The sequence below is a fragment of the Aminobacter sp. Y103A genome (assembly GCF_030294925.1).
Lineage (GTDB): Bacteria > Pseudomonadota > Alphaproteobacteria > Rhizobiales > Rhizobiaceae > Aminobacter > Aminobacter ciceronei.
The window spans coordinates 1,668,312-1,682,166 of the sequence record NZ_AP017986.1; the positions used below are offsets into that span (position 1 = coordinate 1,668,312).

The window sequence follows — 13,855 nt, forward strand, 5'->3', positions numbered from 1 at the left end:
CCTGCCGTTGGTTCAACATTGTGAATTCGTTGAGCCGCCTGTCGTATTGTGAAGCCGGTGCGGATTGAAGCGTGACCCCAAAAAGGCCATGCTTGGCGCCGACAAGCGGTTGCGACCCGGCCACCGGCTGGACGACCGTAGGACCTTGGTAGGAAGGATTTTCATGCGGCAGCGACGCGCGATCTGGCTGTTGGGCCTTGCGGCTCTGGCGGGCTTTACTGCCCTGACCCAGCCTGGATATGCCAAACAGCTCACCGAACCGGTCGAGATCAGTTCGTTTTCCGGCGCCTATCTCGCGGCCCGCACCGCCGAGGCCGACGACGACCTGGACAGCGCAATTGCTTATTACAAGCGCGCTTTGGCCTTCGATCCCGAAGATGCCGCCCTGCAGCAGAGCCTGATGCTGGCGCTGATCGCGCAAGGCCGCTTCGATGAATCGCTGCCTTATGCCGAGATGCTGAAGACAGTTCCCGACGTGGAGCGTTTCTCGCGCCTGGCGCTTGCCGTCGATACCTTCCGCAAGAAGGATTACGAGGGCGCGGAGAAGTGGCTCAAGCTGGCGCTCGAATCCGACCTCGACCGGTTGATCACAGGCGTCATGACCGCCTGGGCCAAGCAGGGCGAGGGCAAGGCCGGCGACGGGCTGCGGTTCCTCGACAAGCTCGAAGGCCCGGAATGGTACGAGCTGTTCAAGACCTACCACCGCGCTTTGATCGCCGAGACCGCCGGCCAGAAGGACAAGGCGGACGAGATCTATCGCGCCACCATCGACAATCTCGGCGCCGGCAGTGCGGCACCGGAGACCTGGATGCGCGCCGCCGAATCCTATGCCGGTTTCCTTGCCCGCACCGGCAAGAAGACCGAGGCGCTGGCCATCCTCGACCGCGCCGACGAGTTTGCCCCCGGCAAACTGCCGATCGCTTCCTTGCGCGAAAAAATCACCAAGGGCGAGAAGATCGGCCCACTGGTCGCCAATCCGCAGGATGGTGCTGCCGAAATCCTGCTCAACCTGTCGACGGCGCTGAACCGTGGCGGCGGCGAACCCTTCGTCCGGCTCTATCTGCAATATGCGCTTGCGCTGAAGCCGGAGAGCGACGAGCTTCTGGTGCAGCTCGCAGCCATTGCCGAGCAGCGGCAGAATGGCGAAGAGGCGATCGCGCTTTACCGCCGCGTGCCCGCAGCCTCGCCGCTCAAGCGGCTGTCGGAATTGCAGCTCGGCCTCAACCTCGCCGATCTCAAGCGCCACGACGAGGCGATCAAGCATCTCAAGGCACTGGTCGACGCCAACCCCGACGACATGCGCGGCTATCTCGCGCTTGGCGGGGTCTATGCCTCGACCGACAATTACCGCGCCTCAGCCGATGTCTACGACAAGGCAGTCAGCGTGCTGAAGACGCCAACCAACACCAACTGGAACGTCTTCTACCAGCGCGGCATCGCCTATGAGCGGCTGAAGGAATGGCCCAAGGCAGAGCCGAATTTCCGTGAAGCGCTGAAGCTGTTCCCCAACCAGCCGCAGGTTCTGAACTATCTCGGCTATTCCTGGGTCGACATGAACATGAATCTCGAGGAAGGCCTCGGGATGATCAAGCAGGCCGCCGACCTGCGCCCGAGCGACGGCTACATCATCGATTCGCTGGGCTGGGCCTACTACCGCCTCGGCAAGTTCGAGGACGCGGTCCGCGAGCTCGAGCGCGCGGTGTCACTGAAGCCGGACGATCCGGTGCTCAACGACCATCTCGGCGACGCCTACTGGCGTGTCGGGCGCAAGCTCGAGGCGACCTTCCAGTGGAGCCATGCCCGCGACATGAAGCCGGAGCCGAAGATCCTGGCCGATGTCGAGCAGAAGCTCGCCAAGGGCCTGCCGGACCTGCCGGAGAAGCCGACGGCGCTGGAAGCCCCTGCCAAGCCGATCTCGGTCAAGCCGGCAGCCCCTGCCCAGGACAGCCAGAAGAAGAGCGAACTGGAAACGCCTGCAGTCGAACCGGCCGCCCAGGTGATCCCAGCCGCCTACAAGGTGCAGCGTGGGCAATCGCTGTGGTCGATCGCCAATGACGTGCTCGGCAATGGTGACCGCTATCGCGAGATTCTCGATCTCAACCCGCAGCTGCGCGGCGATCCCGCGCGCTTGGCACCGGGCCAGGAACTCCAGCTGCCGGGCAAGTGAGCCGCACGCTGCTTGACCCGTATCTTCGGGCAGAATAGGACGGGGCCTCTCTGGCCCCGTTTTGCTGGGGCTCCAATGAACGAGCTTTGTCCGTGACCGACACCATGCCCGCCCACATGCACCCCAGCCGCTCGTTCCAGGGCCTGATCCTGACGCTGCACAATTACTGGGCCGAACACGGTTGCATCATCCTGCAGCCCTACGACATGGAAGTGGGCGCGGGCACGTTCCACCCGGCAACGACGTTGCGTGCGCTTGGACCCAAGCGCTGGAACGCAGCCTATGTGCAGCCTTCGCGCCGCCCCAAGGACGGCCGCTACGGCGAGAACCCGAACCGGCTGCAGCACTATTACCAGTACCAGGTCATCCTGAAGCCGAACCCGTCCAACCTTCAGGAGCTCTACCTCGGCTCGCTCAAGGCGATCGGCATCGATCCGCTTATCCATGACATCCGCTTCGTCGAGGACGACTGGGAAAGCCCGACGCTGGGCGCCTGGGGCCTCGGCTGGGAATGCTGGTGCGACGGCATGGAAGTGTCGCAGTTCACCTATTTCCAGCAGGTCTGCGGCATCGAATGCGCGCCCGTCGCCGGCGAGTTGACCTATGGTCTCGAACGCCTGGCGATGTATGTGCAGGGCGTCGACAATGTCTACGACCTCAACTTCAACGGCCTCGAAGGCGACGACAAGGTCACCTATGGCGACGTCTTCCTGCAGGCCGAGCAGGAATATTCCAGGCACAATTTCGAGCATGCCAACACCGCGATGCTGCTCAAGCATTTCGAGGATGCCGAAGCCGAATGCAGGTCGCTTCTCGCTGCCGGCGCGCCGGCCGATGGCGGCAATCTGGCCCAGCATAGGATGGTCTTCCCGGCCTATGACCAGTGCATCAAGGCGAGCCACGTCTTCAACCTGCTCGACGCGCGCGGCGTGATCTCGGTTACCGAACGCCAGAGCTACATCCTGCGCGTCCGCAACCTGTCCAAGGCCTGCGGCGAGGCTTTCCTGCTGACCGAAGCCGGCGGTTTGGCTGCTTGACGGTCTTACCTTCCCCTTGTCGGGGAGGTCGCCGTGAAGTGGCCATCAGGCAGCAGCGAGTTCCAGCCCCTCCGGAAGGCGGGGTTGCAGCGTTTCGCCATTGATCGTCTGCAACGCCTTGCGCACGCCGGGCATCCGGAATTCGGCCGGGGCCGCCACATGCATGGCGAGCAGGGCGCTGAGGCTGAAGATCTGGAGCAGGGCAGAGGCGGTTTTCATTGTCGTTCGGCCAATAGGTGTCTGTCTGAGCGTGGGTCGCTCCAGCGCAGCATCCGGTTCATGGAAATCTTCATCCCTAGGACGATTGTCCCGGCGACGGTCCGACAGCTCGACGGAATTTTGCCGATCGCGTTCGGGCCGATCGCGTTCGGGAAGTGACAGCGGGCGGCTGAGTTGCTATGCCGCGCGGACCATTTCCGCGTGAGCCCGTCCGATGCCCGATCTGCTTTTAGAGTTGCGTTCCGAAGAAATCCCCGCGCGCATGCAGCGCAAGGCGGCGGGTGACCTCAGGAAGATGCTGACCGACGGTCTTGTCGAGGCGGGTCTGACCTATGAGGCGGCACGCGAATACTGGACGCCGCGCCGTCTGACGCTCGACATCAGGGGGCTGACGGCCCGCTCCAAGGACATCCATGAAGACCGCAAGGGCCCGAGCACCAAGGCGCCGGAAGCGGCGATTCAGGGTTTTCTGCGCAGCGCCGGCCTGAGCTCGATATCCCAGGCGCATGTCCACAGCGATCCCAAGAAGGGCGATTTCTATGTAGCCCATATTTCCAAGCCCGGCCGCTCGGCGGAGGAGATCATCGCCGAGCTGGTGCCGGCGATCGTCAAGACCTTCCCCTGGCCCAAATCGATGCGCTGGGGCCCGGCCTCGGCCAAGCCGGGCAGCCTGCGCTGGGTGCGCCCGCTCCAGTCGATCGTCTGCACCTTCGGCCCCGAGACCGAGGAGCCGGTGGTCGTCGACTTCGAGGTTGACGGCATCCGTTCCGGCAACGTCACCTTTGGTCATCGATTCCATGCGCCCGAGGCAATCACCGTGCGCCGCTTCGACGACTACGCCGCCAAGCTCGAGGCCGCCAAGGTCGTCATCGACGCCGAGCGCCGCAAGGAGATGATCTCCGCCGATGCGCGCAACCTCGCCTTTGCCAATGGCCTCGAACTCGTCGAGGACGAAGGGCTGCTCGAAGAGGTTTCCGGCCTCGTCGAATGGCCTGTTGTGCTGATGGGCACCTTCGAGGACACGTTCCTCGAGATCCCGGCCGAAGTCATCCGGCTGACCATCCGCGCCAACCAGAAGTGCTTCGTCACGCGGCCGCAGGGCAGCGAGGACGCGCTTTCCAACCACTTCATCCTGACCTCGAACATCGAGGCCAAGGATGGCGGCAAGGAGATCGCGCATGGCAACGGCAAGGTGGTGCGCGCCCGCCTTTCGGACGCGCTCTATTTCTGGAAGACGGACCAGGGCGACCTGCCCGATCTCGATACGCTGAAGCAGTCGGCCGAAGCCTTCGGCCTCGATATCCACAAGCCGCTCGACCAGCGCATGGCCCGCCTTGACCATCTTGGCGTGACCTTTCATGCCAAGCTCGGCACCCAAGGGCAGCGCGTCCAGCGCATCCGCGGGCTCGCCCGTGAGATCGCGCCGCTTGTCGGTGCCGAGCCGAAGCTGGCCGACCGCGCCGCAGTGCTCGCCAAAGCAGACCTTCAGACCGAGGTCGTCGGCGAGTTCCCCGAACTGCAAGGCGCCATGGGCCGCAAATATGCGCTGCTGCAGGGCGAAAGCCCGTCGGTGGCAGCGGCGATCGAGGAGCACTACAAGCCGCAGGGTCCCTCCGACCGCGTGCCCGCCGACCCGGTTTCGGTTTCGGTGGCGCTGGCCGACAAGCTCGACACGCTCGTCGGCTTCTGGACCATCGACGAAAAGCCGACGGGGTCGAAGGACCCCTATGCGCTTCGTCGTGCCGCACTCGGCATCGTCAGGATCATCCTGTCGGCGCGCGGCAAGCTGCCGCTGCAGGCATTGTTCGATGCGGCGCTGCGTCAGCTCGATGAGAGCTCCATCGCCAAGAAGCTCGCCGCGTTCGAGGCAAAGCAGGACGCGATCGACAGCGGCGATGTCGATGGCGAGCAGGATGTCGACAATGCGCTGGCTGCCTATGAGGCGGAGCTGCGCAGGGAAACGATCGGCCGTGCCGCGCCGCTCAAGGCCGACCTGATCGCCTTCTTCCATGACCGTCTCAAGGTCTATCTGCGCGAGCTTGGCGCCCGCCACGATCTTATCGACGCCGTCATCACGCCGGAGGCCGACGACCTGTTGACCATCACCCGGCGTGTCGAAGCGCTGGGTCACTTCGTCGACAGCGAGGATGGCAAGAACCTGCTCGCCGGCACTAAGCGCGCCGCCAACATCCTGGCCGCCGAAGAGAAGAAGGGGACCGCGGTTGCCGACGCCGTCGACCCGGCTCTCTTCCGCGAAGAGGCGGAAAAGGCGTTGTTCGCGCCGATGAATCAGGCTGTCAGCGAAGCTGCCCAGGCGATTCGGAACGAAGACTTTTCCGGCGCCATGCGCGCCCTCAGCGTGTTGCGTGAACCCGTCGATTCATTCTTCGAGAAAGTTCTCGTCAACGACGACGACGTTGCCGTGCGTGCCAACCGCCTGGCGCTGCTCGCGCGCATCCGTGCGGCGACCGACCAGGTCGCCGATTTCTCCAAGATCGCGGGATAGGCTGGGGCGGCGCAAAGCCGCCCTTTCCATTCAGTCGAGCAGGCGAACCTTGACGCTCTGGCGATAGACCTGGACCTCGATCAGCGGCTCGCCGTGAAGGATGGCGCTGCGCGTCGAGTTGTTCATCGCGCCAGGCTTGTTCAACAGCTGCTCGAAGCGCGCACGCTTGGCATTGCTGGTGAACCAGTCGTCGAGGTCGTCTTCCTCGTCGGTCTGGATGTGCCGATGCACATTGGCGCGGTCCTGCCGCACGACCTGGGCGGCGCTGTCGAGCGCGTAGCCGTCGCTGGCCTGATGGTCCTTCTCGGAGATCCGCGCGACATAGGTGCCGAGCAGCTGATCGGCCTGTGCCACGCCTGTGCCGGAAAGCAGCATGGCCAGGAGCCCCGCTGCGATGCTGCGACCTGCCTTCATGGATCAACCCCTTGCCCAGATTGCCGATATGTTGCCGCGACGGTGCACAACGACGGCGTGACGGTCAAGCCGGCCTATTCGGTTTTGACATGGGCTGGCGCTGGGTCGATCGGGGTTCCGTCGGGCGCAACAGGCAAGGGCGACTGGTCGCCGGTCGCGGCCTGCTGGGCGGGCACGGCTTCCGCGGCAACGGGTGCGCCAGCCGACGTATCAGGCGACGCTGAACCAACCTCGCCGCCGCGGATGACCATCAGCTCAGGCCCCATCTTATGGTTGGTGCTTGTCGGTTCGGCTTCGATCGCCGCGACCTTGCCGGCGTCGACCTGGGCAGCGCCGAGCGCGACGATCGACCTGCTGGCCGATTTCGGGGCGTCGACGCTGACCGATGACGGGCTGGCCGCACTGGCTTCGACGATGACGATCGAAGATGCGTGAGCCGTACCGGACGCGGCGATGCCGGCAACAAGAAACGCAGCACAAAGGCGCATTTGACCCTCGGAGTTGAACCAACTTCAAGGAGCAATGTAGCAGCAGGGCGGTTGCAACCCGATTTCGAAGATGCGGTGCATTTTAGGCAATGCCGGAAATCTTGGCGGTGGCGCACTTGTCGCATGGGGCGGCGCGGAGTAGGGACCGGGCATGCAACAGGAAGCTGAGACGTGGCGGAACTGATCGCAGCCGACAAGGCGATGGACGCGGCACTTGCGCTGCTCGGCGCCGGCGAGGTGGTGGCCATACCAACCGAGACCGTCTATGGCCTGGCAGGTGACGCGACCAATGGCGAGGCCGTCGCCCGCATCTTCGAGGCCAAGGGCCGGCCGCGCTTCAACCCCTTGATCGCCCACGTTGCCGACATGGCCATGGCCGAGCGCATCGGCGTGTTCGACCCGCTGTCGCGCAAGCTGGCGGAACAATTCTGGCCCGGACCTCTCACGCTGGTGGTTCCGCTGCGTCCCAGTTCGGGCATCCATCCGCTGGTGACAGCAGGGCTCGAGACCATTGCGCTGCGTATGCCCAAGGGGTTCGGCGGCACGTTGATATCACGGCTCGGCCGGCCGTTGGCGGCCCCCAGCGCCAACAGCTCGGGCAAGATCAGCTCGACCAGCGGCGAGGCGGTGGCCAGCGATCTCGGGGCGCGTATCCCGCTCGTCGTCGACGGCGGTTCGACGCCGGTCGGGCTGGAATCGACGATCGTCAAGGTCGAGGACGGCCGCGTGCGGCTGCTGCGCCCCGGCGGCGTTCCGGCAGGTGACATCGAAGAGGTGGCCGGTGCGCCGCTGCTGCGCGGCGTGACCGCCGGCATCGAAGCGCCCGGCATGCTTGCCTCGCACTACGCGCCGGGTGCTGCGATGCGGCTCAATGCCGACGCTGTCGCGGCAGGCGAGGCGCTGCTGGGTTTTGGCCCGCGCCGTGCCGATGGCTGGCAACAGGCCCGCGCCTTCCTCAATCTGTCCGAGACAGGCGACCTGCACGAAGCGGCGACAAATCTCTTTGCGCATCTCCAGGCGCTCGACCGCAGCGGCGCCGAGCTGATCGCCGTCGAGCCGATACCGTTCGACGAACTCGGCGAGGCGATCAACGACAGGCTGGCGCGCGCCGCTGCCCCTCGTGACAATCCTCACGTCTGAACTTAGCTTTCGTCATATGACCCAGAATCTTCCCGGCCTCGATCCCGCGCTTGCCGAGCGCTTCGCTGCCATCGTCGGCCTGCGTTATGCGGTGCGCGCGGAAGGCGACATCGAACCTTATGTGCATGAGCCGCGCGGCCTGTTCACGGGTGCCAGCTCGCTGGTGCTACGCCCGGCAAATGTCGAGGAGGTGAGCGCTATCATGAGGCTCGCCACCGAAACGGGGACGCCGATCGTGCCGCAGGGCGGCAATACCGGCCTCGTCGGCGGCCAGGTGCCGGATCGTTCGGGCGGCCAGATCGTGCTGTCGCTGTCGCGCCTCAACCGCATCCGCGAGATTGATCCGGTCTCCAACACCGTCATTGCCGAGGCCGGCGTCGTGCTCGACGTGCTGCACAAGGCAGCCGACGAGGTCGACCGGATCTATCCCCTGTCGCTGGCGTCGCAAGGGTCCTGCCAGATCGGCGGCAATCTGTCGTCCAATGCCGGCGGCACCGGCGTGGTGGCCTATGGCAATGCGCGCGAGCTGTGCCTTGGCGTCGAGGTGGTGCTGCCGACCGGCGAGGTGCTCGACGACCTGCGCAAGCTGAAGAAGGACAACACCGGCTACGACCTCAAGAACCTGTTCGTCGGCGCCGAAGGCACGCTGGGCGTCATTACGGCGGCGGTGCTGAAGCTCTATCCCAAGCCCAAGGGTCGCGAAGTCGCCTGGGTCGGGCTGGCGTCGCCAGAGGCAGCGCTCGCCTTGTTCGACCGCGCCCAGGACATGGCCGGCGGCGCGCTGACGGCGTTCGAGCTGATCGGCCACCGGCCGATGGAATTTGCCATGCGCCACATTCCCGATGCGCGGCCGCCGCTGCAAGGCGACTGGCCCTGGCAGGTGCTGATGGAAATCTCCTCGGGCCGCTCGGCCGAGGACGCGCGCGCGCTGATCGAGGACATCCTCTCGGCCGGCTTCGAGGCCGAGCAGGTCGGCGATGCGGCGATTGCCGCAAGCGTTGCCCATGCCAACGAGTTCTGGCGCCTGCGCGAGATGCTGCCCGAAACGCAGAAGGCCGAAGGTGCCTCGATCAAGCACGACATTTCGGTGCCGATCGCCAGTATCCCTGCCTTCATCGCACAAGGTGCCGTCGCTGTTGCCAGCGTCTGCCCGGAGGCGCGCGTTGTCTGCTTCGGCCACATGGGCGACGGCAATCTGCACTACAACGTCTCGCAGCCGGTCGGCATGGCAGCCGACGCGTTCCTGGCGCTCTACCGCGACATGAACAAGGCGGTGCACGACGTCGTACGCGCCATGAACGGCTCGATCTCGGCCGAACATGGCATCGGCCAGCTCAAGCGCGATGAGCTCATTGCCACGGCGCCGCCGATCGCCATCGAGCTGATGCGCCGCGTCAAGGCGGCGTTCGATCCCGCCGGCATCATGAACCCCGGCAAGACGATTTGAACGTCTCTGGTGGTATTCCGATAACCATCGCCGAGATCAGCAAAATTTAACCCAATTTCTTAAGCGGGGCGGTAAGGTCACCCCGCTAGTGTCCTTCCTAACGAGACCGGGAAAACTGGTCCGGAGAGACCGGAAACCGGCTCTCAGGAGATAACAGGAAGGCACACCATGAACACCGGACTGAAGCCAGTCTGGGCGGGACGCAACATGCGCCTCGACCCGTTCCGCTTGCCGCAGATGGTCAGCTACGCGACGCGTGACGACCTTGGCGACGTCACCTTCACCATCGATCACCGCGGCGCGGTGATCCGCCGCCTGCTGGCGCTCAGCGGGCTGCCGGCGACGATTGCGCTGCCGGCGCGCGCGTTCCGCGGCGTTGCGGCCCGTGCGATGGAAGACGAGGACCTGAACGTCACGGTGACGCTGGAACTGCTGCACAACGATCCGATGCTGTCTGTGCCGCTTCTGGTCGCCGACGATCTCGACGACGTTGCCGCCGACTGGCGCGCCTGGGCCGACTATTACAGCCTGCCCATGCTGCTGATCGAGGCGGACGGCGTTGCCCGCACGCTCGAGGAGTCGCTCGGCGCGGCGATCAAGACCCTGCCGGCGCAGGACCGACGCAAGGGGCGCGTCTCCAGGATGCGCAGGCCGCGTTTCCTCGCCCGCCGCAAGTCGGGCGCGCTCGGTGTCCGCCTCGTCATCGACGGCGAAGAGATCATCGCCCGGGCGTGACGCAGAGATCTAGATCAGCGGCTTCAGCGCCACCCAGGCGCCGCCGCAGATCAGGCCGATGAAGATGATCCAGCCGATCTGGCCGTTCGACCTGAACAGCCTGAGGCACTGGTCGGGATTGTCGATGTCGAGCACGACGATCTGCCTGATCATGTGTGCGCCGGCGGCGACAAGACCGGCGAGTGCCGGCATCGGCACCTGGGCGATGGCAAAGGCCGTCGCAAACAGCAGCAACGCCCCGGCATAAAGCCCGAACAGCCATGACTTGGTGTTTTCGCCGAAGAAGCGTGCGGTCGATTTCACGCCGACAAGCGCGTCGTCTTCCTTGTCCTGGTGGGCGTAGATCGTGTCATAGCCGATTACCCACATGATCGAACCGAAATAGAGCAGCACGGCCGGGCCGTCTATGTCGCCGAATTCGGCTGCCCAGCCCATCAGCGCGCCCCAGGAAAAGGCGAGGCCAAGCACGAATTGCGGCCAGTTGGTGATGCGCTTCATGAACGGGTAGATTGCAACGATCGCCAGCGACGAGATGCCGAGCAGAATGGTGAAGCTGTTGAACTGCAACAGCACGACCAGTCCGACAAGCGCCTGCAGCACCAGGAACACCCAAGCCTGGCGGCGGCTGACCTGGCCCGAGGGCAGGGGGCGCGAACGCGTGCGCTCGACCTGGGCGTCGATGCCTTCGTCGACGATGTCGTTGTAGGTGCAGCCGGCGCCGCGCATCGCCACCGCTCCGATGAGGAACAGCACCAGGAACCAAGGCGAAGGCAGCAGCGACATCAGGCTGTCACCCGGCCGCGCATAAGCGCTCGCCGCCATCGCCGCCGACCACCAGCATGGCCACAGAAGCAGCACCCAGCCGATCGGCCGGTCCCAGCGCGCGAGCTGGGCGTAAGGCCACAGCCCACGTGGCAAGGCACGGTAGACCCAGTGACCGCTGGGAGCATCGGCGACCCGGCCCTGGCCGGCTTTTGATTGGATCTGTTCCATGCCATGGGAGTGCCAGCGGCGTGGGCAGGCGTCAAGCCGACGATTTGTCCGTGTTTGGCAGCGCTGCAGCTTGACCTCGTCCCTCCCGGCCACTAGCGGGTGCATCACGTCAAGCATCGGCAAGAGGTCAAGCGCATGAACATCCTGCTCATCGGTTCCGGCGGCCGCGAACACGCACTGGCCTGGAAGCTTGCGGCCTCGCCGATGCTGACCAGGCTTTATGCCGCGCCGGGCAATCCCGGCATCGCCCGGGAAGCCGAACTGGTGGCGCTCGATATTGCCGACCACGCCGCCGTCGCAGCCTTCTGCAAGGACAAGGCGATCGACCTCGTCGTCGTCGGCCCCGAGGGCCCGCTGGTCGCCGGCATCGGCGACGATCTGCGCGCCGCCGGCATTCGTGTCTTCGGTCCCTCCAAGGTGGCCGCACAACTCGAGGGGTCGAAGGGCTTCACCAAGGATCTTTGTGCCCGCTACGGCATTCCGACAGCTGCCTATGGCCGTTTCGACAATGCCGGCGACGCCCGTGCCTATGTCGAGAAGACGGGCGCGCCGATCGTCATCAAGGCCGACGGCCTCGCCGCCGGCAAGGGTGTGACGGTGGCGATGACGCTGGACGAGGCGCTGGAAGCCGTCGACGCCTGTTTCGAAGGTGCCTTCGGCGGTGCCGGCGCATCTGTCGTGGTGGAAGAATTCATGACCGGCGAGGAGGCGAGCTTCTTCTGTCTTTGCGACGGCAAGACGGCGCTGCCCTTCGGCACGGCGCAGGATCACAAGCGTGTCGGCGACGGTGATGTCGGACCGAACACCGGCGGCATGGGCGCCTATTCGCCGGCGCCCGTCATGACGCCCGAACTGATCCAACAGACCATGCGCGAAATCATCGAGCCGACGATGCGCGGCATGGCTGAAATGGGTGCGCCGTTCTCGGGCGTGCTGTTTGCCGGCCTGATGCTGACCGACCAGGGTCCGAAGCTGATCGAATACAACACCCGCTTCGGCGACCCCGAATGCCAGGTGCTGATGATGCGGCTGAAGGAGGACCTTCTCGTGCTGCTCAATGCCGCCGCCGATGGCCAACTCACCCATGTCTCGGCGCGCTGGCGCGACGAGGCGGCGCTGACGGTGGTGATGGCGGCCAAGGGGTATCCGGGCACGCCGGAAAAGGGCTCCGTCATCTCGGGCATCGACAGGGCGGAAGCTGCCGGCGCGCAGGTGTTCCACGCCGGCACCGCCGTTAGCGACGGCAAGATCGTCGCCAATGGCGGCCGCGTGCTGAACGTCACCGCCACGGGCAGCGATGTCAGCGAAGCGCAGCAGAAGGCCTATGCGGCTGTCGACGGGCTCGACTGGCCGGAAGGGTTCTGCCGCCGCGACATCGGCTGGCGTGCGGTCGAGCGCGAACAGCAGAAATAGTCGGCTGGACGCCGGGGCGACCGACTAGCGCTCGGCACGGTCGCTCTCGGTCGAAGCGGTGGCGACAGGATCGAGCCTTGCGGCGTTCTGGCTGGCCACACGCACCACTTCGTCGCGCCTCAGTGCTGCGAATTCCGCCATGCCGTTGATGTAGCGGCTGGGTGCCGGTCTGAACGCCGGAAGTGCGCCGAGCACGGCCTTGTCCCAGCTCGAGCGCAGCGTCTCGGCAAGCAGGTCGAGCCGCACCGGATAGGCGACCGAGGCATAGGTGATGCGGCTTTCGCCCTTCAGCCCCTCATCCCTGGCGATCGGCAGCGGCACATTGAGCATGAAGTCGTCTGTCGTTTCGACAAGCTGGCCGAAAGGCCAGACCTGGCGCAGGCCTTCGGCGTCCATTGGTGCGACGTTGACATCGATGTCGTTGGGCGTGCCCGCGACGCGGTAGGGGCAGCGGCGTTCTCCGCAATTGGCCTGGGCCGAGAACTGCCACAGCGAATAGCGCTGCCAGTTGCCCTTCGGGAAATGGATGCCGATCTCGGGCTTGTAACGCGCATACCAGAGCGGCAGCCGCGACAGCAGCCGGTAGCGATAGCGGTTGTCGGCGATATATCTGGAGGTCGTGCCGTTGGTGTAGAGGATCGGATAGCGGCCCGTGCGCAGGAAGATATGGCGCACGAACAACTCGGCGTCCTCGAGCGACATCCATTTGGTCGGATCGTTTTCCTCGATGTCGATCGCCATCAGATCGTCGGGGCCGGGTTCGGCGAAATCGAGGAAGTTCTCGGCCTGCTCGATCGGGTTGCCGGGACGGGCAAGGTGGTAGGCACCCCATTTCAGCCCGAGCGCCTTGGCGACGACCTTGCGCGTGTGGAACAGCTCGCGGGCAACCGCATGTCGTTTCCACAGCGCCTTGCACAGCCTGTAGGCGGTTTCGTCGCCGGAGCAGGAATAGGCCGGGGGCAGTCCGTCGGAGGCCTTGTTGATGAAGCCGACGATGCGCTTGTCGCCCGACAGCTTCTGCCAGTCGATGGAATTGTATTCATAGGCGTCGATGACCAGCGCCCGGTCGGACTTCTTCCATGGTTCGGAGAAGTCGGAGGCCGCAGCCGGCGCGGGGATGTGGTTTACCCAAGCGGCGGTCAGCGCTGCGAGCGCGAGGCGATGAAATCTAGACGCCAGTCCCCTCAAAAGGCGATCCTCGGTGATCGATATCAGATCGTGGACCGCCATGGTTAAGGAAATGCTGATGCGTCTCCACCGCCTGCAGGTTGAAAGCAAGCGCTTTTGGGGCCGATT

General features: G+C 65.0%; 12 protein-coding genes. 7 read left to right on the forward strand and 5 right to left on the reverse strand.

Annotated elements, in window-relative coordinates:
- Positions 1 to 163: 163 nt before the first annotated feature.
- Both Amn_RS08040 and Amn_RS08045 read left to right on the forward strand, forming a co-directional pair.
- Positions 164 to 2,167 carry a tetratricopeptide repeat protein gene (locus Amn_RS08040; protein WP_286296072.1) on the forward strand — a complete coding sequence of 668 codons (2,004 nt, stop codon included), beginning with the start codon at positions 164 to 166 and terminating at the stop codon, positions 2,165 to 2,167.
- Positions 2,168 to 2,259: 92 nt separating this feature from the next.
- Positions 2,260 to 3,204, forward strand: coding sequence for a glycine--tRNA ligase subunit alpha (locus Amn_RS08045; protein ID WP_067964646.1), 945 nt, complete (start codon positions 2,260 to 2,262; stop codon positions 3,202 to 3,204).
- Between the two features lie 45 nt (positions 3,205 to 3,249).
- On the opposite strand, the gene Amn_RS08050 is transcribed toward Amn_RS08045, so the two are convergent.
- On the reverse strand, positions 3,250 to 3,423 hold the full coding sequence (locus Amn_RS08050; RefSeq protein WP_154386783.1) for a hypothetical protein: 174 nt from the start codon (positions 3,421 to 3,423) through the stop codon (positions 3,250 to 3,252).
- Between the two features lie 214 nt (positions 3,424 to 3,637).
- Here Amn_RS08050 and glyS point away from each other — a divergent pair, with 214 nt between their 5' ends.
- Positions 3,638 to 5,929: a glycine--tRNA ligase subunit beta gene (gene glyS / locus Amn_RS08055; RefSeq protein WP_154386782.1), complete on the forward strand. Its 2,292-nt coding sequence runs from the start codon at positions 3,638 to 3,640 to the stop codon at positions 5,927 to 5,929.
- A 30-nt stretch (positions 5,930 to 5,959) separates the two neighbouring features.
- Here the strand turns inward: glyS and Amn_RS08060 are convergent, their stop codons facing one another.
- Entirely contained in the window at positions 5,960 to 6,343 is a 384-nt protein-coding gene (locus tag Amn_RS08060; protein WP_182575246.1) for a hypothetical protein, read from the reverse strand.
- 74 nt (positions 6,344 to 6,417) lie between these two features.
- Positions 6,418 to 6,831 (reverse strand): hypothetical protein, encoded by a 414-nt coding sequence (locus Amn_RS08065; RefSeq protein WP_067964640.1) that lies wholly within the window; start codon positions 6,829 to 6,831, stop codon positions 6,418 to 6,420.
- A 201-nt stretch (positions 6,832 to 7,032) separates the two neighbouring features.
- Between Amn_RS08065 and Amn_RS08070 the strand changes: the two genes are divergently transcribed.
- The 3 genes from Amn_RS08070 (at position 7,033) to Amn_RS08080 (ending at position 10,153) form a co-directional block, all read left to right on the forward strand.
- Entirely contained in the window at positions 7,033 to 7,971 is a 939-nt protein-coding gene (locus Amn_RS08070; RefSeq protein WP_502874768.1) for an L-threonylcarbamoyladenylate synthase, read from the forward strand.
- A gap of 16 nt (positions 7,972 to 7,987) precedes the next feature.
- Complete coding sequence (locus Amn_RS08075; RefSeq protein ID WP_286296081.1) at positions 7,988 to 9,418, forward strand: FAD-binding oxidoreductase; 1,431 nt, start codon at positions 7,988 to 7,990, stop codon at positions 9,416 to 9,418.
- A 168-nt stretch (positions 9,419 to 9,586) separates the two neighbouring features.
- Positions 9,587 to 10,153, forward strand: coding sequence for a DUF6101 family protein (locus Amn_RS08080; RefSeq protein WP_067964634.1), 567 nt, complete (start codon positions 9,587 to 9,589; stop codon positions 10,151 to 10,153).
- Positions 10,154 to 10,162: 9 nt separating this feature from the next.
- On the opposite strand, the gene ubiA is transcribed toward Amn_RS08080, so the two are convergent.
- Positions 10,163 to 11,146 (reverse strand): 4-hydroxybenzoate octaprenyltransferase, encoded by a 984-nt coding sequence (gene ubiA, locus Amn_RS08085; RefSeq protein WP_286296083.1) that lies wholly within the window; start codon positions 11,144 to 11,146, stop codon positions 10,163 to 10,165.
- A gap of 135 nt (positions 11,147 to 11,281) precedes the next feature.
- On the opposite strand from ubiA, the gene purD reads away from it, so the two are divergent.
- Positions 11,282 to 12,559, forward strand: a complete 1,278-nt coding sequence (gene purD, locus Amn_RS08090; RefSeq protein WP_286296084.1) for a phosphoribosylamine--glycine ligase — start codon at positions 11,282 to 11,284, stop codon at positions 12,557 to 12,559.
- 24 nt (positions 12,560 to 12,583) lie between these two features.
- Here the strand turns inward: purD and Amn_RS08095 are convergent, their stop codons facing one another.
- Positions 12,584 to 13,789 (reverse strand): glycoside hydrolase family 25 protein, encoded by a 1,206-nt coding sequence (locus tag Amn_RS08095; RefSeq protein ID WP_182575250.1) that lies wholly within the window; start codon positions 13,787 to 13,789, stop codon positions 12,584 to 12,586.
- Positions 13,790 to 13,855: the final 66 nt, after the last annotated feature.

What these genes read in the sequence shown, in the direction of transcription:
- Amn_RS08040 (WP_286296072.1), top strand. Translation starts at nt 164, where the DNA reads ATGCGGCAGCGACGCGCGATCTGGCTGTTGGGCCTTGCGGCTCTGGCG.
- Amn_RS08050 (WP_154386783.1), bottom strand. Translation starts at nt 3,423, where the DNA reads ATGAAAACCGCCTCTGCCCTGCTCCAGATCTTCAGCCTCAGCGCCCTG.
- glyS (WP_154386782.1), top strand. Translation starts at nt 3,638, where the DNA reads ATGCCCGATCTGCTTTTAGAGTTGCGTTCCGAAGAAATCCCCGCGCGC.
- Amn_RS08060 (WP_182575246.1), bottom strand. Translation starts at nt 6,343, where the DNA reads ATGAAGGCAGGTCGCAGCATCGCAGCGGGGCTCCTGGCCATGCTGCTT.
- Amn_RS08065 (WP_067964640.1), bottom strand. Translation starts at nt 6,831, where the DNA reads ATGCGCCTTTGTGCTGCGTTTCTTGTTGCCGGCATCGCCGCGTCCGGT.
- Amn_RS08070 (WP_502874768.1), top strand. Translation starts at nt 7,033, where the DNA reads ATGGACGCGGCACTTGCGCTGCTCGGCGCCGGCGAGGTGGTGGCCATA.
- Amn_RS08075 (WP_286296081.1), top strand. Translation starts at nt 7,988, where the DNA reads ATGACCCAGAATCTTCCCGGCCTCGATCCCGCGCTTGCCGAGCGCTTC.
- Amn_RS08080 (WP_067964634.1), top strand. Translation starts at nt 9,587, where the DNA reads ATGAACACCGGACTGAAGCCAGTCTGGGCGGGACGCAACATGCGCCTC.
- ubiA (WP_286296083.1), bottom strand. Translation starts at nt 11,146, where the DNA reads ATGGAACAGATCCAATCAAAAGCCGGCCAGGGCCGGGTCGCCGATGCT.
- purD (WP_286296084.1), top strand. Translation starts at nt 11,282, where the DNA reads ATGAACATCCTGCTCATCGGTTCCGGCGGCCGCGAACACGCACTGGCC.
- Amn_RS08095 (WP_182575250.1), bottom strand. Translation starts at nt 13,789, where the DNA reads ATGGCGGTCCACGATCTGATATCGATCACCGAGGATCGCCTTTTGAGG.